Raw genomic sequence first — 19,666 nt, 5'->3', positions numbered from 1 at the left:
CTCTGTGTGTTTCTCCGCGTGCTTCCCGTGTGGCCTCGCCGCCCCGCCGCCCGCCCGGTGCGCTCACACGCCCCAGCGCAGGCCGGGCGTACGCACCGGAGCGTCCCACAGCCGCAGCAGCTCCTCATCGGCCCGGCACAGGGTGACCGAGGCGCCCGCCATGTCCAGCGAGGTCACATAGTTGCCGACGAGGGTACGGGCGACCGGTACCCGGCGCTCACCCAGGACCCGGTGCACCTCGGCGCAGAAGCCGTACAACTCGATCAGCGGCGTCGCCCCCATGCCGTTCACCAGCGCCAGCACCGGCCCGTCGGGCTCCAGGTCCTCCAGCACCGCGTCAACGCAGAAGTCCGCGATCTCACCCGAGGTCATCATCGCCCGCCGTTCACGGCCCGGCTCCCCGTGGATACCGATGCCCAACTCCAGCTCCCCGGCGGGCAGATCGAAGGTAGGGCTGCCCTTCGACGGGGTGGTGCAGGGGCTCAGCGCGACACCGAAGCTGCGCGCGGAGCCGGCCACCTGGCGGGCCACCGCCTCCACCCGCTCCAGGGGCGCCCCCTCGGCGGCCAGGGCCCCGGCGATCTTCTCCACGAACAGCGTGGCCCCCGTGCCCCTGCGGCCCGCCGTGAAGGTGCTGTCCGCGACCGCGACGTCGTCCTCGACCAGCACCTTGGCGACGCGCACACCCTCGTCCTCGGCGAGCTCGGCGGCCATGTCGAAGTTCAGGACGTCCCCGGTGTAGTTCTTGACGATGAACAGCACGCCCTCCCCGCTGTCCACGGCAGCGGCGGCGGCGACCATCTGGTCGGGCACGGGCGAGGTGAAGATCTCCCCGGGGCACGCGGCGTCCAGCATGCCGGGCCCGACGAAACCGCCGTGCAGCGGCTCGTGCCCCGAGCCGCCGCCCGAGACCAGCGCCACCTTCCCCGACACGGGCGCGTCCCGCCGCACCACGACCCGCTTGTCCACGTCCACCGTCAGCTCCGGATGGGCCAGCGCCATACCCCGCAGCGCGTCGGGGATCACGGACTCGGGGACGTTGATCAGCATCTTCATGGGTACCTCCAGGAGGGCCGGCAGTAGTGGCTGCCGGCTGGAACTTCGCTGGTCAGGGTGAGCATGGCTCGGGTTCGATGATGTCGCTTCGTGGCGGTCCGGAGCTGGCTTTCGGCGGGGCTGATGATGAATGACTTGTCGCTGACTTGCCTGATGGGGCGTCAGCTGTGGCGGTTGGCGGACGACGGCGTGCGGGGACGGGCCCTGCGTTAAGAGTGGCGTCGCGATTGTGCCTCATCAGGTGGAGGCATTCGGCAGAGCCTCGCGTGGGCACTGGTGTCGCCCAGCCGGTACCCGCTCCGCCGCGCTCGGGCGTCGTCCTGGCCGAGGGGTCTCGTCGTCCCGCCCCGTTCCGTGGCCGCGCGGTTCACCGCGGGTCATCTTCTCGCGCGCCGCCCGGTAGGTGAAAACCAGCAGGTCGCAGCACTGAATCCGCGTCAGCCGAGGGTGGTGATCCCCTATGTGCGCGAAAATCTCACCGAACCCATTACGCCTGATGGCCTGTGCTTTCCGGCCTATTGCAGCCGTTCTTCCATTTCATGCACTGTTTCAAGGCCCTCACGGGCAACACCCCGTATCGGTGGGTTCGAGTGCGGCTGCGCTGTACGAGAACCGCTTGTGCGAGCTGTACGAGCAGCGGTGGTGACTCCACCGCGCTCTTACGGCTCGGGCGCGATCCGTCGTACGCGGTTGCTGTCCGACTCGGCGATGTACAGCTCGCCGCTCCGGCCCAGCACCAGCGCCCTCGGCAGCACGAGCGCGGCGCCGAGGGCCGGCCCGCCCTCCTCCTCGTGGCCCGGAGGACCGCCGGCCACGGTGCGCAGGGTGCCCTCCGGATCCAGTACGCAGACACGCCGGTTGAGGGAGTCCGCGACATACAGGCGTCCTTCGTCGTCCAGGTCGACCCCGCGAGGCTGGTCGACCCGGGTCGCGCTGCCCGGCCCGGGTCCGTCGCAGCCGGCGCTGCCGGTGCCGACCCCGGTGGTGACCGTGCCGTCGGGTGCGATCACCCGTACCCGGTGGTTGTGGCAGTCGGCGATGTAGACGCGCCCGTCCGCCCCCGCGGCGAGGTCGATGGGGTGGTGCAGGGCGCACTCCGGACCGGGCACCCCGTCCGGGCCGTCGGCAGGCTCACCCGTGCCGGCGACCGTGCTGATCGTGCCGTCCTCGGCGGCGATCCGGCGGACCAGGTGGCCGCCCCACTCGGCGACGTACAAGTTCCCCGAGGCGTCGAAGGCCAGACCGCGCGGCTCGGTGAACCGCGCCTCCAGTGCCGGGCCGCCGTCGCCGTCGTATCCCGGGTCGCCCGTCCCGGCGACGGTCGTGATGACGCCGTCCGGGGCGATCCGGCGGATGCGGTGGTTCCAGTAGTCGGCTATGAACAAGGCCCCCTCGGCGTCGATGGCGAGACCTCCGGGTTCGTACAGTGACGCGTCCCGTGCCGGGCCTCCGTCGCCGTCGAAGCGCGGGGTGCCGGTGCCCGACACGGTGGCGATGGTGCCGTCCTGGGCGTGGATGCGCCGGACACGGTGTCCTTTCCACTCGGCGACGTACACATCGCCGGCCGCGTCCTGGGCCAGGGCGCGGGGCTGGTTCAGGGCCGCCGCGCGCGCCGGGCCGCCGTCACCCGTGGAGGCGGCCTCCCCGGACCCCGCGTAGGTGATGGCGTGGCCGGCCGAGAGGCGGGTGGGTGAACTCGTCCTCGCTGTACCGGAGTTGTCAGGTGTCTGCATCGGGACCTCCTGTCCGGGAAGGGCGCGTTCACCGTACGAGCGCCCCCGGTTCGCGGACAGAGGGCAGCTGCGTGACCAGCAATTTTCGGACACTTCAGCAGCTGATTTTGATACTTGAGGGGGATTACGGCGAGTAGTCCGTATTGGCTATTCTGCGAAGGTGATCCCTCTATCGGAGGTGTGCTGATGCTCCGCACCGCCTTACCGGGCGACGCCTCCCCCCTCCCGCGAGACGGCGGGTCCGGGGCCCTCCGGCCGACCGGGAAGCGGTGACGGCAGGAGGCCTCGGCGCATTCCACCCCGCGCGTCCGCCGTCCACCACCAGCGAACGCCCCGGGCGCCGCTGGTACGACGCGACGGATCCCATGCACACACTTCGTGCCGTCCGCGGCTTCCCTGTCGCCGTGCGCGTGCTGCTCATCAATCAACTCGGCGTAGACGTCGGCTTCTACCTCCTCATCCCGTTCCTCGCCACCTACCTCTCCCACGATCTGGGACTGTCGGCGACCGTCGTCGGCGTGGTGCTGGGACTGCGGAACCTCAGCCAGCAAGGGCTGTTCGTGCTCGGCGGCTCCGCCGCTGACCGGTTCGGGCCCCGCCTGGTCATCATCACCGGCTGCGGGTTGCGCGTCGTCGGCTTCGGCATGTTCGCGCTCGGTACCTCGTTGCCCGTCCTGGTCACGGCCTCGGTGCTCAGCGGACTCGCGGGGGCACTGTTCTACCCCGCCGTCCGCTCCTACCTGGCGCACGAGTCGGGGGACCGCAAGGCCGAAGCGTTCGCACTGCTCAACGTGTTCGCCATGACTGGCTCGTTGCTCGGCATGCTGCTGGGCAGCGTGCTGCTGCTCCTCGACTTCCGCACCTGCGCGCTGGTGGCCGCCGGCGTCTTCGCCGTGCTGTCCGCGCTGCAACTGTGGGCGATGCCCGACCGCCGGCCGGCGGAGAGGCGCAGGGCCGTCTTGCAGGAGTGGCGGGAGGCGCTGGGGAGCCGGGGCTTCTTCCTGTTCGCACTCGCCATGGCCGGCATGACCACGCTGGAAAACCAGCTCTACCTGCTCGTCTCCGACGGCGCACAGCAGGTCACCGGCCGCCCCGAAGCGGTGAGTGTCCTGCTCGCGGCCGGTGCCGTCGCCAACATGACCTGCCAACTGCGCCTCACCCGTGGCCTGGCGCGAAGAGGCGGTGCGGCCCGGTGGATGGCACGCGGGCTGCTGATGATGGCCGGGGGGTTCCTGCCCCCGCTGCTGGTGGCCGGCCGCGCGCACCCGCACGGGCCGGGACAGGCCGCGCTGTGGCTGCTTCCGCTGGTGGCCGGAACTCTGCTGCTGTACCTGGGGGTGATGGTCGTGCAGCCGCAGGCGATGGAGCTGATCCCCCGATTCGGCGGTGAGCACCTCACAGGCACCTACTTTGGCCTGTTCTACGTCGTATCGGGCCTGACGGCGGCAGGGGGCAACAGCCTCATCGGCTGGATGATGGACGCCTCCGACCGGAGCTGGTCCGGACTGCCCTGGGTGTGCTGCGCGGCGATCGGCCTCGTCTCGGCGGCGGCCCTCACGGCGCTGGGCCGGGGCGGTCGACTGCCACTGCCCGGGCGCCCCGGCCCCGCAGGCGCGCGGCCCGTCGCCGCGGCCGACCCTCCGCGACGGCTGCCGCGCCCTGCGGCGCCGGCCGGGGACCCGGTGGACCGGCCGCACCGTCGATGACCCCGGGCCGGCGCCGCAGCGGCTTCGGCGCGCGGCGCCCGGGGTGCCCCTGTGCGGACCCCGTACGCCGTCACGACCGCACCCTGGCCCGGCGGCGCTGCCGGGGTCCGGCCAGCTGACGGGCCAGCAGGGAGAGCAACAGGCACATCGTTACGTACAGGGAGCCCACGACGCACAGCACGGGCAGATAGGGGTATCCGTACGGGGTGGAGATGTTCTGGGCCAGGAGCTTCCCGGCGTACAGCAACTCCTCGTACATGATGATGAAGCCCAGCGAGGTGTCCTTCAGGGTGACGGAGATCTGGCTGATGAGGCCCGGCAGCATGGCCCGCACCGTCTGCGGCAGTACGACCGTGGACATCACCTGTGTCTTGCGCATCCCCAGCGCGTACGCGGCCTCCCACTGGCCGACGCCCACCGCCCGCGCACCCGAGCGCAGCAACTCCGCGTGCACCGCCCCGTTGTAGAGCGCGACCCCGATGGCCAGCGCCCACAGCGTCGGTGCGGCGAAGTGTGCGGCCAGCCAGTCCCCGGGGGCTCCGAGCGCGTCGCGCAAGGCGCCCGCGAAGCCTTCGACGGCATCGCGGAGAACGGCCATGTTGTACAGCGCGAAGATCAGGATGAGCAGTGGCAAGGCGCGTAACACCTCGACGAGGGCGGCACACGGCCAGCGGATCAAGCGGTGCTCGGAGAGGCGCCCGAGCGCGAGCAGCAGCCCGAGGGCCAGCGAGAGCACCACCGCGAGTGCGAACGCTTTGAGCGTGTCGAGCACGCCGCGCAATACCCGCTCCTGCACCCCCTGGTAGGTGAACGGCTCCCACATGGCGGCGACGAACTGCCCCGCGTCGCTCAGCCGCAACAGCACGGCGGCGCTCGCGGTCAGCGCGCCGACGAGTGCCAGCAGGCCGTAGAGCCGGTGCCGGCGCCTGGCCCGGGGGCCTGGCGTGTCGAAGAGGACCGGTACGGCGCCCGTCATCGCGGCACCGCCAACCGCCGCTCCAGAAAACGGAAGACCGCGCTGATGGCGGCGATGAGTACCAGATAGGCCAGACCGACCCACAAGAAGACCGTGGTGACCGCGTAGCCCTGCTCGATCAGTGTCTTCTCCACGGTGAACATCTCGAAGACGCTGAACCCGCCCGCCAGTGCGGAGTTCTTGGCCAGGGTGATGATGACGCTGCTCATCGGAGGCAGAACGGCCCGGCCGGCCTGCGGGAGCACCACGAACAGCGCGGTCTGGGGGAAGCTGAGGCCGAGGCTCCGCGCGGCCTCGGCCTGGCCGGTGTCCACGGTGTTGACTCCCGAGCGCAGAGCCTCGCACAGGAACGCCGACGAATAGGCGCTCAGGGCGATCACCGCCAGCGTGAAGTAGCTCAGGTCCGTCAGTCCCAGCATCGGCAGGCCGAGGGTCACCCCGAAGAACAGCAGGGTCAGCGGTGTGTTGCACAGCAGCGTGACCGCCGTGGAGCCGATACCCCGCAGCAGCGGCACGGGGCCGATGCGGAAGAGTGTCAGGACGCCGCCGAGGAGCAGGGCGACGAGGGTGCTCACCACGGTCAGCTCCACGGTTCCCACGAATCCTCTGCGGAACAGTCCGAGGTTGTCCAGCAGTACGTGCACGGTGCCTCCCCGGCGGACGAACGGGCGGAGGGGGCCGCCCCAGCGCCGCGCGCCGTGGCGCGGAGGCGGCCGGACGGCGACGGGACCCGGGCGGCGACCGGGTCCGTACGGCGGGCCGGAAGTCAGCCGCGCCGCACTTCGGGTGGCCGCGGGGGCGGCTCCCCGGAGCGGCCGAGCGTGGCGTCGTAGGCGCTGCGCCAGTCCCCGTCGCGCATGTGCGCCGCCAGCGCGCCGGAGATCGCGTCGCGCAGCCCCGCGTCCCCCTTGGCCAGCCCCACCCCGTAGGGCTCCTGGGAGAAGGGATTTCCGACGACCCGCAGCCGGCCCTGGTTCTGGGCCGCGTACCCCTTCAGGATCGCGTCGTCGGCGGTCACCGCGTCCGCCACACCCGTCACAAGATCCTGCACGCACTGGGCATAGCTGTCATGGGAGATGACCTGGGCGCCGTACCGGGGCCGGCTGATGCGTTCGTACGGCGTGGATCCCGTCACCGTGCACACCCGCTTTCCCGTCAGGTCGTCGGGGCCGCGGATTTCCCTGTCGTTCTTCTTCACCAGAAGATCCTGGCCCGCGATGTAGTAAGGACCCGCGAAGGACACCTGCTTCTTGCGTTCGGCGTTGATGGTGTAGGCCGCCACGTAATAGTCGACATCGCCCTGCGCGATCGCCGTTTCGCGGCCCTGCGGAGGGACCGTCTGCCAGTCGATTTCCTTGCGTCCGAATCCGAGATCCGCCGCGACCATGGTCGCGATCTCGATGTCGAATCCGCCGCGACGGCCTGTCATCGGGTCCTCGAACCCGAGGAAGGGGTGGTCCGACTTGACGCCCACCTTGATGCTGCCCCGCTCTTGCGCGCGTGCCAGGACACGGGAGTCCCGGACCGGGGTCCGGGGCGCGACCGGATAGTCCAGGCGCGCGGTCTGTCGGCCCGTCAGCAAGGCCACGCTTCCCGGCGGGGAGCCCTCCTTGCCGCAGCCCGTCAGGAGAGCGGACATCAAAACGGCACACACGGCTGTGACGAGGGAGGAAAGGCGTGGGATTCCGCTGGCTGCCACATCGCTCCTCGGACCGGAAGGCGGGGAGGAAGAGGGAGATTCGGGGCGGATCGGAATGTGAGAGGAAAACGGATCATACCACCTATGCCTGATTGTGCGGGATCACGCAAGCAGTCGTGTTGGCGTGGATTCGGACGGCCGTGCGGAATGTCGTCTCGCGCGGCTGCGTCCTGCGCCGGACCGTCCGCGTCGCGGGGCGGACGGCGGCCGTCGGTGTGAGCTGGGGTCGCTCTTCCCGCTCTCCCGCCGCTCGTCACCCGCTCGCGACGACCGCCTCATGGGAATACCTATGGTGGGGCGGTGAGAACTGTGAACCAGGCAGCCGGGGTGTTCGTTGCTGAGCTTTTGAGGAATGGCTTCCAAAGTGGTTCCTGGAGCTGTGGGCGAGGATTTGTTGACCATGGCGGAAATCGTTCTGCTTCCCGGAAGTGTGTTATCCGCAGAGTTTTTCGGAACCCCTGGCGGGCAGAGTTCCCGGGAACTCGCCTGTCCGCTGAGGAAAGGGAGAACGAGCGACCATGGCCACCGCAGCAGATTCCGTCGAGGACCTGTATCCCACCCGTTCCGTGCGCCGGTCCGTTCCCTTCGCGCGGCGGCATCCCGTCGTGTGGGACGCGGCGGCCGAAGGACCGTTGGCCGCCGGTGAGGTGGACGCGTTCGACCGGGACGGCTTCCTCGCCTTCAAGGACCTGCTCGACGCGGAGGAGATCGCCGCCTGCCTGGCGGAGACCGAGCGGCTGGGCCGGGACGCGGACGTGCGGGCCTCGGGGCGGGTGGCACCCGAGCCGGACGTCGCCGACGGCATCCGCTCCGTCTTCGAGGTGCACGCGCTCAGCAAGGCCTTCGCCCGTGTCGTGGGCGGTTCCCGGCTGGCCGGCATCGCCCGTCAGCTGCTGGGCTCGGAGGTGTATGTGCACCAGAGCCGCGTCAACCTCAAGTCGGCGTTCGACGGTTCCAAGTTCGGCTGGCACGCCGACTTCGAGACGTGGCACTCCGAGGACGGCATGCCCGCCCCGCGTGCGCTGAGCTTCTCCGTCGCCCTCACCGGGAACGAACCCTTCAACGGACCACTCATGATCATCCCGGGTTCGCACCGCACCTTCGTGCCGTCGGTAGGAGAGACACCGCCCGACTACCACAAACTCTCCCTCCTGGGGAAGGCGCTGCCGGCCGGTCCGGCGGACCGCACCACCGTGACCGACCTGGCGCGTCGGCACGGCATCCGGCAGTTCACCGGTCCCGCGGGCTCGGCCGTCCTGTTCGACTGCAACTGCCTGCACGCCTCCGCCGGGAACGTCTCGCCGTTCCCGCGCACCAACCTCTTCGTCGTCTTCAACAGCGTCGAGAACGGGCTCGGGGAGCCCTTCGCCGCGCCGGCCCCCCGCCCGGGCTACCTGGCCAGTCGCGACATCACCCCGCTGCCGCGTCGATGAGCCGGTGGCTGTCGACGAGCCCGGCCACCTCACGCGTCGTGTAACCGCGTTCGAAGTGGCGGGGATCGGAGAGCATCAGCGTGACCAGGCCGTGCAGCATCCGGGCGTAACCCGGCCTGGATCCCTGCCAGGCGGTGGTGTCGAGCATCCACGGCTCGGTCTCCGGCGAGAGCTGCGCCGTGCCCTCCTGGATCAGCGTCTTGGACAGCTTGGCGCCTGACACCGAGAGCACGACAGGGGTGAACACCCGCGACGGAGGCAACGTATCCGCATAGTCCAGGAACGCCTCGTCCACCAACCGGCAGCCGCCCGCCCAGTCGGCGCCCTTGACGATGACGGGCAGCGCCTCGTCCCGGACGGCGACCCGCTCCTTGACGAGGTTGCGGTGCAGCGTCGTCAGCCCGATGAATGTCGCGTTGTCCGGCGCCACCTCGGCCTCGTACCGGCCGTGGTCGAGACACCGCGCGGCGAACCGGGCTCCAGTGGCGTCCGCCGCCAGCAGGTCGGTGTCCTCGCCGTGTTTCTGGAGCCAGCCGCACCGTGGGCAGGGGAAACCCACCGGCACGTTCCCGTGCGACGGGGCCAGGATCCAGCGCAGCCTCTCCCGGCGGGCCAGGGATTCCAGGAACTCCTCCCGGAAGCGCACCCCGAGTTGCTGATGGGTGTAGGTCTCCACCTCGTACGGCACCCCGGTGGACTCGCACAGCGCGTCGAACAGATCGCCGTAGTAGCGCTTGGTCAACTCGGCGATCCCGTCGGGCCCCAGCACGTGGTGGTACGAACGTTCGTAGAGGGTGCCGGTGGCCGCGCACACCCGCTTGTCGAACGCGGTGTTGTCCAGGGCGCCGAAGCGCACCACGACCGCCGCGCCGAAGCGCTCACGGGCGGCTCGCGCCAGCAAGAACGCCGCCGTCTGCATGACGCTGGTCCCCAGGTGGGGGGCTCCGTTGATCTGCACCCCCGCATACAGGGCGATCCGCTCCGGGGGGTGAGCGAGGACGCGCGGGCGGACGACATCGACGCTGTGCTCCAAGGCGCCGGCCGTGACACTCACCGGGGAGACCGGTGTGGCGGGGGGAGAGGGCATCGGGTCTCACCTCTGATCGGTCGGCTGGGGGATGCGTCGCTCGTCCGGTGGTGGCGCTCCTCGGCGGCGCAGCGCGCCGCCCACGCGACCTGCTGGACGACATCGAAGCGGTACAGCGCGTCCTGCGCGGCTGCGGCGCTCACCGGTGGGCCTCGCCGTCCGGAGTGCCCACCGCGGCGGTCTCGGGTACCGAACGCACCGGAGAGATGACCCGGACTCCGTGTGCGACTTCGGTGTCGGCCAGCCCGTTGCGGTGCCGCCACGCGAGGGAGTAGATCGTGTCGGTGTACCTGTCCGCGCCGTCCGGGCACACGCAGGCCGCGTCCACCAGGTGCGGTGTCTCCCGGAACATGCGCAGCGCGCACGCGACCAGTGCTCCCGCGCTCGATCCCAGGGCGATCCCGGTGGTGCGCAGGAGCCACAAGCAGGTGCTGACGGCCTCCTGCGAGGTGACGCGCAGCGTCGGGCTGAAACCGTCGGGAAGGTAGCTGGACCGTCGGCTCGCGCCGATGCCGGACAGGACGCGGGGGCCGGTGGGGCCACCGAGCGCGGCGGAGCCCACGAGGTCCACGCCGACCAGGTCCCAGCCGCAGCCGGAGTCCTCGGTGAAGTTCCGGAAGCCGGTGAGCGTGCCGCCGGTGGACACCGCGATGAGTACGCACAGCGGGGCGGTGGGTACCTGGGCGTGCAGTTCGGGCGCCGTCCAACGGGCGTGCACCCTCGGGTTGGCCGGGTTCGCGTACTGGTTCGGCCACACCAGACGGGGTTCGGCGTCGATCCGCTGCTCGATGTACGCCAGCCTGTTGAGCAGGTAGCCGCCGGCACCGTCGGGTTGGTCCACTGTCACCACCCGGGCTCCGAGCGCCTGGACCGACCTCAGCACGGACACGCTGGTGCGCGGGTCCATCACCGCGGTGAACGGCACCCGGTGAGCGGCGGCGACAGCCGCCAGGGCCAGGCCGAGGTTCCCGGAGGTGGACTCGATGATCCCCACGTCCGGATCCGTCCGTCCGGCGACGTCCTCCCACAGCCCCAGCGCCGTGCGGCCCTTGATCGAGCCGTAAGGGCTGTAGCACTCCAGCTTGAGCCACAGCGTGCGCTCGACCCCTTCGACAACCAGCCGCAGGGGAATGACAGGTGTAGGCGGCATATGCATGAATTTGTTTTTCAGCGGCACGGCCTGAGTGTGGGGGATCTGCAACAAGGCAACTCCACGGATCGGGTGTCCCGCTGGTGTGGCGCGTGGGGAATTCCGGAGGTTCCGCTTCTTGATCTTTGTGGCACGTCAACACCGCCCGGCCCGGCTCGCGAAAACCGCACAGGTGCCCGGTCACTTTACGAACGGTAGATTTTCGTTCCAGTGCTCACAAGGGTAAATTCTGGCCACACCGGAGAATGTTTCTGTCGGTTATCCGATCGGTTTGCATGTGTTTTGAACATATGTGAGTGGCACGGTATTTCACGTGTGACAGTGGCGGACGTGGCCCGGGTGTTCCGCGCGGCGCGTCTCGTGGGTGTGCGACGCGCGGCACCGCACACCCACGTGCGCGGCGACGCCGTCACTCCGGGGTACCGGCGGGCCTCGTGCGCATGGCCGAGCGCCGCTGGAAGAGCGCTCCGGAATTGCGGTGCGGCAGATCGACGATCCGCAGCAGCTCGAACCCTTGGCCCAGGTAGTAGCGGTGCAGCGAGCGGTTGGTCTTCCACGCCTCCAGCCTGAGCCAGGGCTTTCCCCGCCCTCCCGCCTCCGCGCCTGCCCAGTCCAGCAGCCGGGCCCCGATCCGCTGACCGGCCAAGGGCCGGCGCACCGTCAGATCGTGCACATAGAGGGCGGCGGTGGGATCGTCGTCCGCCCACCACTCGGGGTCGCCCTTCTCCTGGAGGGTGACGGTCGCGGCCAGGTGGCCGTCCAGGAAGGCGAGGTGGCACTCCCCGTTCCGCACGGCCTCGGCCATCCGCCCCCTCCGTGGCGGGTATTGCCACTGCTCGCTGCCCCGGGAGGCCAGCCATCGGCTCGCCTCCAGCCACAGCTCCACCACGCGCTCCAGCTCCTCCGGGCGGGCCGGGCGGATGCGCAAGGCGCTCACGACGCGGTCCTCGGGCGGCCGGACAGAAAGCGCAGCGCCACGGCGGAGTGGCAGGCGATGCCGGCCGCGAGGGCGCCCTCGTCGATGTCCGCGCGGCTGGAGTGCAGGGCCGGAGCCCGCTCCGGCGCCAGGCCGGGCGGGCAGGCTCCGAGGAAGGCCAGCGCACCGGGGACCTCGTTCAGCACGTACGAGAAGTCCTCGGCGGTCATCCCCGGATCCGGAAGTACGCGGGCGCGGCCGGGGCCGAGCACATCGGCCGCCGCGCGCAGCACGAAGTCGGTGAACCCGGCGTCGTTGACCGTCGGAGGGTAGCCCTGCTCGATGACCACCTCGGCCCGCACACCGTGTGCCGCGGCGACGCCGTCGGCCACCTGGACGAGCAGTGTGTGCAGGAACTCGCGGGTGCTCGCCGACACGGTCCGGAGGGTCCCGGTGAGCTCGGCGGTCTCGGGAATGACTCCGGGGAGCGAGCCCGCGCTCAGCCCGCTGACGGTGAGGACCGCGGCGTCCGCCGCGGCGACTCTCCTGGTCATCGCGGTCTGGAGGGCCAGCACGGTCTCGCAGGCCACCGGCACCGGGTCGGCGGTGTCGTGCGGAGCGGACGCGTGACCTCCCCGGCCGCGGACCACGACACGGAACCTGTCGGAGGCGGCCATCTGCGGGCCGGGCCGCAGGTGGAGCGTGCCGCTGGGCAGGCCGGGCATCACGTGCAGCGCGAACGCGGCATCCACCGGGCGGCCGTCGCATTCGAGCACACCCTCATCGATCATGTGGCGGGCGCCGTGGCAGCCCTCCTCGCCGGGCTGGAACATGAAGACGACCTGCCCGGCGATCTCCCCCCGCCGTCCGGCGAGCAGCCGCGCGGCCCCCGCCAGCATGGCGGTGTGCGCGTCGTGTCCGCAGGCGTGCATCACACCGGGAGCCCGCGAGGCGAATTCCCGCCCTGTGCTCTCGTGCACCGGTAGCGCGTCCATGTCCGCACGCAGCAGCAGAGTCGGTCCCCGCCGCGCTCCGCGAAGCAGGGCGGTCACTGACGTGAGCCGCCGCCCGGTGCGGATCTCAAGGCCGAGGCCGTCCAGCGCGCGCAGGACGCGTCGCTGTGTCTCCGGCACCTGAAGGCCGACTTCCGGTACGGAGTGCAAGGACCGGCGCAGGGAGACGGCGCCGGCCGCGTATTGCCGGGCCGCTGCCAGCAGAGCGCTCTCCGGTGACGCGGGGGACGATGGGGACGACGAAGCCGTCGGAGCTGCCGCGGCCGTCGGGGCCACCTTGGCCGGGACCGTCGGGGCCGGAGAAGTGGGGGACACGGGCTCCGTGTCCGCGCCGTCGGCGGGTGGCATGACGCGCGCTCCTTTCAGGGCAGGCGACTCACGACCGGACCCCCGACGCCATGGCGGCCAGGGCTTTGTCCGTCGTCGGCGGGACGGGTGACGACCAGGCGGCGGCGCAGGCGGCCCACAGCGCGTCGGTCGGATCCCCCCGCCCGGACAGCATCAGCTCACCCTCCTGGACGACGGCGACCCAGCCGCCGCACGCGTAACCGTCCGCGCGCGGTGCCACCTGGCGGCCCGGCGTCAGCAGCCCCCGCAGATCGGCGGCCAGATGGGTGGGGCGACACGAGGCGGGTGCGGCCAGGAGAGCCGCGGGTGTGGTCACGCCGGTGAGGACCAGCAGGCTGTCGTAACCGGCCCGGTGCGCGCCCTGGATGTCGGTGTCCAGCCGGTCCCCGACCATCAGCGGACGCCGGGCGCCGGTACGGGCCGCGCCCTCTCGCAGCAGCGCGGTGGAGGGTTTGCCCGCCACGGTGGGAGCCGCACCCGTGGCGAGGGCGACCACGTCGGCGAGGGCCCCGTTCCCGGGGGCCGTTCCCCTGGAGGTGGGCGCCGTGCGATCGGCGTTGGTGACGATCCACGAGGCCCCGCGGGCGACCGCGTAACCCGCCTCCGCGAGGTCGTGCCAGTCGACCGTCGGCGCGAATCCCTGTATCACGCAGACCGGCCGGTCATCGGCGGAGCCCACCGGTTGCAGACCCCGGGCCCGCACGGCGGCGACGAGAGCCTCACCTCCGACGACCAGTACCGGCGCGCCGGGCGGACAGCGATCGGCGGCGAGTCGCGCGGCGGCCTGTGCCGAGGTCACGATGTCCCGCTCGGCCGCGGGCACACCGAGCTGGTTCAGCCGCCCGACGAGGGCAGGGGGAGCGCCGAAGGCGTTGTTCGTGACGTAGGCCAGGCGCATCCCGGACCTCCGGGCCCGGGTCAGGGAGTCAACCGCGTGCTCCACGGCGCGGGATCCGACGTAGACGACACCGTCGAGGTCGACAAGGGCGGCGTCGTACCGCTGGGCCAGCGGGAGCCCGGCTTCCGGGTCGGGGGAGAGGTACGTCATGTCCGATGCCGTACCGGCACAGCCTGTCCGATGCCGTCCTGGCACAGCTGCCTGAAGTCGTCCTGGCACAGCCCCACTTCCTCAGGCACCGAGCCCGGCCTGATTCTTGACATACGCCGCCACCTCGGCGTGTGTGGCGTACCAGACGCCTTCGTGCCCCGCGATGTGGGAGAGAAGGTCCTCCAGCACGACCATCCGTGACCGGTGGCCGATCACATGGGGATGCATCGTCATCTGGAACATCCCGCCTTCCGCGTACGCCGCGTCGAACTCGTCGCGCCAGATGCTTCCTACCTGCCGGGGGACGGCGTACGGGCGCACATCCGTGTACCGGTCCATGGTGAAGTAGACCGCGTCGTCGCGGATCCACTCCGGTGGCAGCTCCACCAGTCCGGTCCGCTCTCCGTCGGCCAGGACCTCGTAGGGGTCGTCGTCGGCCATCAACGACGAGTCGTACAGGAGCTCCAGCTCCCGGATCACGGCAAGGGTGTGGTCGCTGAAGTCCCACGAGGGCGTGCGGATGCCTTGCGGGCGCTGCCCCGAGAGCCGCTCCAGCGTGTCCGCGCAGCGGAACGTCAACTCCCGCTCGTCCTTGGCCTCCAGCAGCATGTTCCGCTCGTGGATCCAGCCGTGGATGCCGACCTCATGGCCCCGGTCGGTGTAGCCGCGCGCCTCATCCGGGCGCAGCAACGCGCATACAGCGGGCATGAAGAAGGTCGCGGGGATGGAGTGCCGCTCCAGCAGCGCCAGAATGCGCGGTACGCCCACCCGGGCCCCGTACTCGCCCTGTGAGAGCTTCCCCGGCCTGGTCTCGGCGTCACGGAGAGGGATCGTCTCGTGGTCCGGGTCGAAGGACAGGGCCACCGCGACCCTGGCGCCCTGTGGCCACACGGCGGGCTTGAGGCTGCGGCCGGCGCGGGCGCGCTCCACGTGCCGGCGCCACTCGTGCTCCTCCCACTGCCAAGGGAGTCGCTCTTGCCGGGTGTGCGGGTGTCCCTGTGGTCCGGGCGGCTCCATCTCGACTCCTCACGACGGCGGTTGTGTGCCGCTCGTACTCGGGACACGGCCCGCGCGGGCGGGCCATGGATGGTGCGGGAGTGGGTGGTGCGGGGGTGGCGTCATCGTCATGGTGACAGCGCGTCGACGCCTCGGCAGGAGCGCGAACTGGACAGAATGCGAGCGTCGCAGGGCGCGGTGACATCGACTGGGGGCGGGGCGGGGCGGGGCCGGGGGAGAGGAGTGCGGATCGGCCCGGCTACCTCGCCGTCAGCGCGGTGACCAGTTCGTCGAGCCCGTCGAACCGCCGGTCGAAGTCATCGGAGCCCGCCGGCGGATCCCCGCCCGGTCGCTGGACGTAGGCGGTCCGCATGCCCCTCGCCTGAGCGGCGCGGAGGTCCCAGGCGTGGGCGGCCACCATGAGCACGCGTTCCGGGGGACATCCCGCGGTGTCGATGGCGAGTTGGTAGACCTCCGGCGCCGGCTTGTAGGCCAGGACGGCCTCGGCGGAGAGAGCTTGGTGCCAGCGCAGTCCGGCATGTGCGTTGAGTCGCAGCAAAGCGGTGCGGCTCGCGTTGGAGAGCCCCAGCACGGGGAGCTGCTGTGCGAGCCGTTCGAGACCGGCGACGGAGTCGCCCCAGGGGGGCAGGCGCCGGCCCGCTGAGGCCAGCCGGGCGATGGCCGCCGGATCGGCGACTCCGGCCTGGTCGGCCACCCGTTGAGCGGCCTCTCGGTCGATGATCTCGGTGTTGACGTACGCGCGGTGCCCTTGCGAGATGCGTTGCTGCTCGATCTCGACGTGCTGTTGCCAGGAGGTGAGCAGCTCGTCGACAGCCGTATCGTCGGACATGGGCACCGCGTCGCGGATTCCCGCTCGGAGCCCGCTGGGTTCGTCGACCAGTGTTCCGAGGACGTCGAAGACGACGACCTCGATGTCGCGGATCTCAGCCATGCGCTCCTCTGTCCCTGTTCGTGTTGGCCGTCACCTGTTCAACCGGTGACGACCTTGTCATCGGCCCCGTCACCGGTCAAGATGGTGACGTGTATTTCGCGTTCGTGAGCGGCAACCCGGCCCTCGATCTGGCCGGCACCCTGGGGTCTCGTCGAGACGAGCCCGTCGACGTCCTGGCCGGGCCCACAGACCTTGAGCGGTGGGTGGCCGAATGTGACGAGCTCCCCGACCGTGTCACCGCCGACTCCGCGACCTTCGAGTCCGCGCTGTCACTGCGAGAAGCGACCTACCGACTCGCCCTCGACCGCGTGCTCGCTCGGCCCTTCGACCCGGGCAACCTTGAGATCGTCAACGACATGGCCGCCGGGCCGATGCCCACGGTCGAGCTCAGCAACGCGGGGCTGCGTGTGTTGGGAGACCTCCGCGCGGTGCTCTCCCAACTGGCCAGAAGCGGTATCGCCGTGCTCGCCGATCCCCACGCCTGTCTCAAGGAGTGCGGTCGCACCGACTGCACTCGCATCTACCTCGACCGCTCGCGCGGCGCCCGGCGCACCTGGTGCGGGATGGACGAGTGCGGCAACCGCGTCAAGGCCGCGGCCTATCGAGCTCGCAGGCGAGTTTCGCCCGCAGCCGAGGGGTAAGGGCCGGCCGCGCCGCTGGGTTTCTCGTCCCGGGGAGAGGCTCGATGTCCAGAGCGGCGGTCACTGTTCGCGGGTGCGGCGTCCTTCCAGCGGGACTGCGGTGCGCAGCTCGTCAAGCGTGTGGCCGAGACGGGCGTCTGCGAGTGCGTAGCGCACCCGGCGCCCCAGGGGGACAGCCGCGACGCGCGACCGTGTCCGCCGCGCACTCGGCCACGCACTCCGCCCGGTCAATGCCCGGTCAGTCGTGGGCGGGGCGGTCGGTGAGCCGGTGGTCAGCGAGGCTGAGCGCTTCGTTCACGACGCGGCGCAGGTGCCCGTCGGTCAGGGCGTAGATCACCCGGCGGCCGTCCTTGCGGGTGACGACCAGTCCGCTCATCCGCAGGCGGGCCAGGTGCTGGCTGACGGCGGGGCGCTGGGCGCCGGACAGTTCCGTGAGCGTGGTGACGTCGGCTTCGGACTGCGCCAGGGCGTGCAGCAGGACGAGTCGGGTGCGGTCGCCGAGGAGTGCGAGGAGTTCGGCGGCCAGGGCGAACTGTTCCTCGCCAGGGCTGTGCGGGTGCGCATCATGTGCGGTTGATAGGTGCATGCGTGCGTTCATTTGCACATAATGGATCCGGCGCCGCCCCGTGTCCAACTGCGGCAGCCGCGCCCTGTCCGCCCGCCGCACGAGGAGGAGCCGTATGAGTCCCGTCCCCCACGGCCGTCATGAGCACGAGCACGAGGACGACCGCGAGCACACGGACGACCACGAGCACCACCACAGCCACGAGCACGGTCGTGCCGAGGGCCGGCTCGCGAGGCTGAGGCACCGGCTCGGGCACATGCTGACGCCGCATTCGCACGAGTCGGCGGACAAGCTGGACGCGGCGCTGGAGTCGTCCGCGCAGGGCATGCGGGCGCTGTGGGTCTCGCTGGTCGTGCTGGGTGCCACGGCGGTCGTCCAGGCGGTGATCGTCGCAGTGTCCGGTTCGGTGGCGCTGCTGGGAGACACGGTGCACAACGCCGCCGACGCGCTGACCGCTCTCCCGCTGGGGGTGGCCTTCGTCCTCGGCCGCCGGGCGGCGACGCGGCGCTTCACCTATGGGTACGGGCGGGCCGAGGACCTGGCGGGCCTCGTCATCGTCGCGACCATCGCGGCCTCGGCCGTCTTTGCCGCGTGGACTGCCGTCGACCGGCTGCTGCACCCGCGGGAGATGGAGCATCCGGGAGCGGTCGCCGCCGCGGCCGTGCTCGGTTTCCTCGGCAACGAATGGGTGGCGCGCTACCGGACGCGGGTCGGCCGCCGGATCGGCTCGGCCGCGCTGGTCGCCGACGGGCTGCACGCGCGTACCGACGGTTTCACCTCGCTGGCCGTCCTCCTCGGCGCGGGGGGAGCGGCTCTGGGCTGGCAGCTCGCCGATCCGGTGGTCGGACTGCTGATCACCGCGGCGATCGCGCTGGTGCTGCGGGACGCCGCCCGCGAGGTCTTCCACCGCGTGATGGACGCCGTCGACCCCGCCCTGGTCGATGCCGCCGAAGAAGCCTTGCGCACGGTCCCCGGTGTGACCGGGGTCGGCGAGCTGCGGCTGCGCTGGATCGGCCACCGCCTGCGCGCGGAGGTCTCCATCGTCATCGACGGTCACCTCAGCGTCCGCGACGGACACCGGATCGCGGTCGAGGCCGAGCACGCCCTGCTCCACGCCGTACCCAAACTGACCGCGGCCCTCGTCCACGCCGATGCCGCTCCCGCCTCCGACGAGCGCGACCCCCATCACGTCCTGGCCCACCACGCCCCGGCCTGACCCCGTCACGCACCGACATGTACGCGGGGCTCCGTCCGCGCGACAGCCCCTAAGCCGTCGTCGCCGTGGCGCCGGGGCGGTGAGTCCCGGCGGCCAGGGGGTCTGTTGTGTCGACGGTGCGCTTATGTGCGCCGACGTGCGGTGAGAGTGAGGGCCCTGGATTGTGAAGCGACCCATAGGAGCCACGTCACTCACGAAGCGGCTTCGTATGTCCGATATGCCCCGGACGGTTGCATGGTGTCCCGGGTTGGCTCGGTCATCAAAATCGGACGAAGACGGATAGTACGTCACATATTTGTGCCCTTCGGGGGGTGCCCTCCACGGTGGGGGCCAGGTCGCACGGCGTCGGGAACGAACCCGGTCCGCCACCGCCTCTCCCGGCACCCGCGACCGCCACGTCCCCTGCGAAAGGCTTTCCGCTCGAATGCGTACTGCGATCACCGGCACCATCCGCAACGCCAAGCTCGCCCGTCTCGCCACCGTCGGCGGCACCGCCGTAGGCGCCGCTGCCATCGCGACCGCCACCCTCTCCGGTACCGCCCACGCCGCCGAGACCCCGGCCAAGCCCGCTGACAAGCCGGTGAGCATCCAGGCCGCCTCGACCACCGCCCAGCACGTCGACGCCCAGGCCACGAAGGCCGCCAAGGCCGACGCGCACACCAGCAAGGCCAAGGGGTCCTCGGACAACCTGGACGGCTGGATCCGCGAGGCGCGCTCCATCATGCAGAAGCACGGCATTCCCGGCTCCTACGACGGGATCAAGCGCAACATCATCCGTGAGTCGGCCGGCGACCCGAACGCCATGAACGGCTGGGACGTCAACGCCAAGAAGGGCACCCCGTCCAAGGGTCTGCTCCAGGTGATCCAGCCGACCTTCGACCAGTACCACGTCAAGGGCACCGCCGATAAGCTGACCGACCCGGTCGCCAACATCGTCGCCGCCTGCAACTACGCGGCCGACCGCTACGGCTCCATGGACAAGGTCGACTCCGCCTACTGAGTGTCCTGAGCGGACGAGCTCACCCGGCCCCGCAACCCCGCGCAGCCCTGTCACCACGACAGGGCTGCTCCTGTATCCCGGCGAACGCCCGCCGGAGACTGCCCGGCTGCCCCTCCTCGGGGCCGCCGGGC

The 19,666-nt window shown here is 70.9% G+C and carries 18 protein-coding genes; 5 read left to right on the top strand and 13 right to left on the bottom strand.

From position 1 onward, the window contains the following. Positions 1 to 63: 63 nt before the first annotated feature. Both dhaK and OHB04_RS00905 read right to left on the bottom strand, forming a co-directional pair. Positions 64 to 1,056: a dihydroxyacetone kinase subunit DhaK gene (gene dhaK / locus OHB04_RS00910; RefSeq protein ID WP_326685826.1), complete on the bottom strand. Its 993-nt coding sequence runs from the start codon at positions 1,054 to 1,056 to the stop codon at positions 64 to 66. Positions 1,057 to 1,715: 659 nt separating this feature from the next. Beyond that, a complete protein-coding gene (locus OHB04_RS00905) occupies positions 1,716 to 2,789 on the bottom strand; it encodes an NHL domain-containing protein (RefSeq protein ID WP_326806519.1) in 1,074 nt (357 codons plus the stop codon). A gap of 365 nt (positions 2,790 to 3,154) precedes the next feature. Between OHB04_RS00905 and OHB04_RS00900 the strand changes: the two genes are divergently transcribed. Next, positions 3,155 to 4,495, top strand: a complete 1,341-nt coding sequence (locus OHB04_RS00900; protein WP_326806518.1) for an MFS transporter — start codon at positions 3,155 to 3,157, stop codon at positions 4,493 to 4,495. Positions 4,496 to 4,565: 70 nt separating this feature from the next. Here OHB04_RS00900 and OHB04_RS00895 read toward each other — a convergent pair whose 3' ends face one another. The 3 genes from OHB04_RS00895 to OHB04_RS00885 form a co-directional block, all read right to left on the bottom strand. Further along, a complete protein-coding gene (locus OHB04_RS00895) occupies positions 4,566 to 5,471 on the bottom strand; it encodes an ABC transporter permease subunit (protein ID WP_326806517.1) in 906 nt (301 codons plus the stop codon). Then, positions 5,468 to 6,115: an amino acid ABC transporter permease gene (locus OHB04_RS00890; RefSeq protein ID WP_326685822.1), complete on the bottom strand. Its 648-nt coding sequence runs from the start codon at positions 6,113 to 6,115 to the stop codon at positions 5,468 to 5,470. Before OHB04_RS00890 ends, OHB04_RS00895 begins: the two co-directional genes overlap by 4 nt. Before the next feature lie 122 nt (positions 6,116 to 6,237). Beyond that, complete coding sequence (locus tag OHB04_RS00885; RefSeq protein WP_326685821.1) at positions 6,238 to 7,110, bottom strand: glutamate ABC transporter substrate-binding protein; 873 nt, start codon at positions 7,108 to 7,110, stop codon at positions 6,238 to 6,240. Positions 7,111 to 7,688: 578 nt separating this feature from the next. On the opposite strand from OHB04_RS00885, the gene thpD reads away from it, so the two are divergent. Next, complete coding sequence (gene thpD / locus OHB04_RS00880; RefSeq protein ID WP_326806516.1) at positions 7,689 to 8,603, top strand: ectoine hydroxylase; 915 nt, start codon at positions 7,689 to 7,691, stop codon at positions 8,601 to 8,603. On the opposite strand, the gene OHB04_RS00875 is transcribed toward thpD, so the two are convergent. The 7 genes from OHB04_RS00875 to OHB04_RS00845 form a co-directional block, all read right to left on the bottom strand. Beyond that, positions 8,581 to 9,690, bottom strand: coding sequence for a hypothetical protein (locus OHB04_RS00875; protein ID WP_326806515.1), 1,110 nt, complete (start codon positions 9,688 to 9,690; stop codon positions 8,581 to 8,583). The two genes, thpD and OHB04_RS00875, sit on opposite strands and share 23 nt — an antisense overlap. A gap of 139 nt (positions 9,691 to 9,829) precedes the next feature. Then, positions 9,830 to 10,840: a pyridoxal-phosphate dependent enzyme gene (locus OHB04_RS00870; RefSeq protein WP_326685818.1), complete on the bottom strand. Its 1,011-nt coding sequence runs from the start codon at positions 10,838 to 10,840 to the stop codon at positions 9,830 to 9,832. Between the two features lie 409 nt (positions 10,841 to 11,249). Further along, positions 11,250 to 11,777 (bottom strand): GNAT family N-acetyltransferase, encoded by a 528-nt coding sequence (locus OHB04_RS00865; protein WP_326806514.1) that lies wholly within the window; start codon positions 11,775 to 11,777, stop codon positions 11,250 to 11,252. Continuing rightward, the gene (locus OHB04_RS00860) at positions 11,774 to 13,117 is read right to left on the bottom strand and encodes a M20 metallopeptidase family protein (RefSeq protein ID WP_326806513.1); all 1,344 of its coding nucleotides are present in this window, start codon (positions 13,115 to 13,117) and stop codon (positions 11,774 to 11,776) included. Before OHB04_RS00860 ends, OHB04_RS00865 begins: the two co-directional genes overlap by 4 nt. A 28-nt stretch (positions 13,118 to 13,145) precedes the next feature. Beyond that, positions 13,146 to 14,165 carry an HAD-IIA family hydrolase gene (locus OHB04_RS00855; RefSeq protein ID WP_326685815.1) on the bottom strand — a complete coding sequence of 340 codons (1,020 nt, stop codon included), beginning with the start codon at positions 14,163 to 14,165 and terminating at the stop codon, positions 13,146 to 13,148. Between the two features lie 81 nt (positions 14,166 to 14,246). After that, positions 14,247 to 15,182, bottom strand: coding sequence for a polysaccharide deacetylase family protein (locus OHB04_RS00850; protein ID WP_326685814.1), 936 nt, complete (start codon positions 15,180 to 15,182; stop codon positions 14,247 to 14,249). A 238-nt stretch (positions 15,183 to 15,420) separates the two neighbouring features. Beyond that, a complete protein-coding gene (locus OHB04_RS00845; RefSeq protein ID WP_326806512.1) occupies positions 15,421 to 16,113 on the bottom strand; it encodes a haloacid dehalogenase type II in 693 nt (230 codons plus the stop codon). A gap of 89 nt (positions 16,114 to 16,202) precedes the next feature. Here OHB04_RS00845 and OHB04_RS00840 point away from each other — a divergent pair, with 89 nt between their 5' ends. After that, positions 16,203 to 16,754 (top strand): CGNR zinc finger domain-containing protein, encoded by a 552-nt coding sequence (locus tag OHB04_RS00840; RefSeq protein WP_326806511.1) that lies wholly within the window; start codon positions 16,203 to 16,205, stop codon positions 16,752 to 16,754. A 238-nt stretch (positions 16,755 to 16,992) separates the two neighbouring features. Here the strand turns inward: OHB04_RS00840 and OHB04_RS00830 are convergent, their stop codons facing one another. Further along, positions 16,993 to 17,352 carry an ArsR/SmtB family transcription factor gene (locus OHB04_RS00830; RefSeq protein WP_326685811.1) on the bottom strand — a complete coding sequence of 120 codons (360 nt, stop codon included), beginning with the start codon at positions 17,350 to 17,352 and terminating at the stop codon, positions 16,993 to 16,995. Positions 17,353 to 17,434: 82 nt separating this feature from the next. Between OHB04_RS00830 and OHB04_RS00825 the strand changes: the two genes are divergently transcribed. Beyond that, positions 17,435 to 18,535 (top strand): cation diffusion facilitator family transporter, encoded by a 1,101-nt coding sequence (locus OHB04_RS00825; RefSeq protein ID WP_326806510.1) that lies wholly within the window; start codon positions 17,435 to 17,437, stop codon positions 18,533 to 18,535. A gap of 424 nt (positions 18,536 to 18,959) precedes the next feature. After that, entirely contained in the window at positions 18,960 to 19,535 is a 576-nt protein-coding gene (locus tag OHB04_RS00820) for a transglycosylase SLT domain-containing protein (protein WP_326685809.1), read from the top strand. Positions 19,536 to 19,666: the final 131 nt, after the last annotated feature.

The sequence above is a fragment of the Streptomyces sp. NBC_01775 genome, assembly GCF_035917675.1.
Taxonomy (GTDB): Bacteria; Actinomycetota; Actinomycetes; order Streptomycetales; family Streptomycetaceae; genus Streptomyces.
This window is presented reverse-complemented; position numbering and strand designations above follow the sequence as displayed.

What these genes read in the sequence shown, in the direction of transcription:
- OHB04_RS00905 (WP_326806519.1), bottom strand. Translation starts at nt 2,789, where the DNA reads ATGCAGACACCTGACAACTCCGGTACAGCGAGGACGAGTTCACCCACC.
- dhaK (WP_326685826.1), bottom strand. Translation starts at nt 1,056, where the DNA reads ATGAAGATGCTGATCAACGTCCCCGAGTCCGTGATCCCCGACGCGCTG.
- OHB04_RS00855 (WP_326685815.1), bottom strand. Translation starts at nt 14,165, where the DNA reads ATGACGTACCTCTCCCCCGACCCGGAAGCCGGGCTCCCGCTGGCCCAG.
- OHB04_RS00895 (WP_326806517.1), bottom strand. Translation starts at nt 5,471, where the DNA reads ATGACGGGCGCCGTACCGGTCCTCTTCGACACGCCAGGCCCCCGGGCC.
- OHB04_RS00825 (WP_326806510.1), top strand. Translation starts at nt 17,435, where the DNA reads ATGAGTCCCGTCCCCCACGGCCGTCATGAGCACGAGCACGAGGACGAC.
- OHB04_RS00900 (WP_326806518.1), top strand. Translation starts at nt 3,155, where the DNA reads ATGCACACACTTCGTGCCGTCCGCGGCTTCCCTGTCGCCGTGCGCGTG.
- OHB04_RS00870 (WP_326685818.1), bottom strand. Translation starts at nt 10,840, where the DNA reads ATGCCGCCTACACCTGTCATTCCCCTGCGGCTGGTTGTCGAAGGGGTC.
- OHB04_RS00845 (WP_326806512.1), bottom strand. Translation starts at nt 16,113, where the DNA reads ATGGCTGAGATCCGCGACATCGAGGTCGTCGTCTTCGACGTCCTCGGA.
- OHB04_RS00860 (WP_326806513.1), bottom strand. Translation starts at nt 13,117, where the DNA reads ATGCCACCCGCCGACGGCGCGGACACGGAGCCCGTGTCCCCCACTTCT.
- thpD (WP_326806516.1), top strand. Translation starts at nt 7,689, where the DNA reads ATGGCCACCGCAGCAGATTCCGTCGAGGACCTGTATCCCACCCGTTCC.
- OHB04_RS00850 (WP_326685814.1), bottom strand. Translation starts at nt 15,182, where the DNA reads ATGGAGCCGCCCGGACCACAGGGACACCCGCACACCCGGCAAGAGCGA.
- OHB04_RS00830 (WP_326685811.1), bottom strand. Translation starts at nt 17,352, where the DNA reads ATGAACGCACGCATGCACCTATCAACCGCACATGATGCGCACCCGCAC.
- OHB04_RS00875 (WP_326806515.1), bottom strand. Translation starts at nt 9,690, where the DNA reads ATGCCCTCTCCCCCCGCCACACCGGTCTCCCCGGTGAGTGTCACGGCC.
- OHB04_RS00820 (WP_326685809.1), top strand. Translation starts at nt 18,960, where the DNA reads ATGCGTACTGCGATCACCGGCACCATCCGCAACGCCAAGCTCGCCCGT.
- OHB04_RS00885 (WP_326685821.1), bottom strand. Translation starts at nt 7,110, where the DNA reads ATGTCCGCTCTCCTGACGGGCTGCGGCAAGGAGGGCTCCCCGCCGGGA.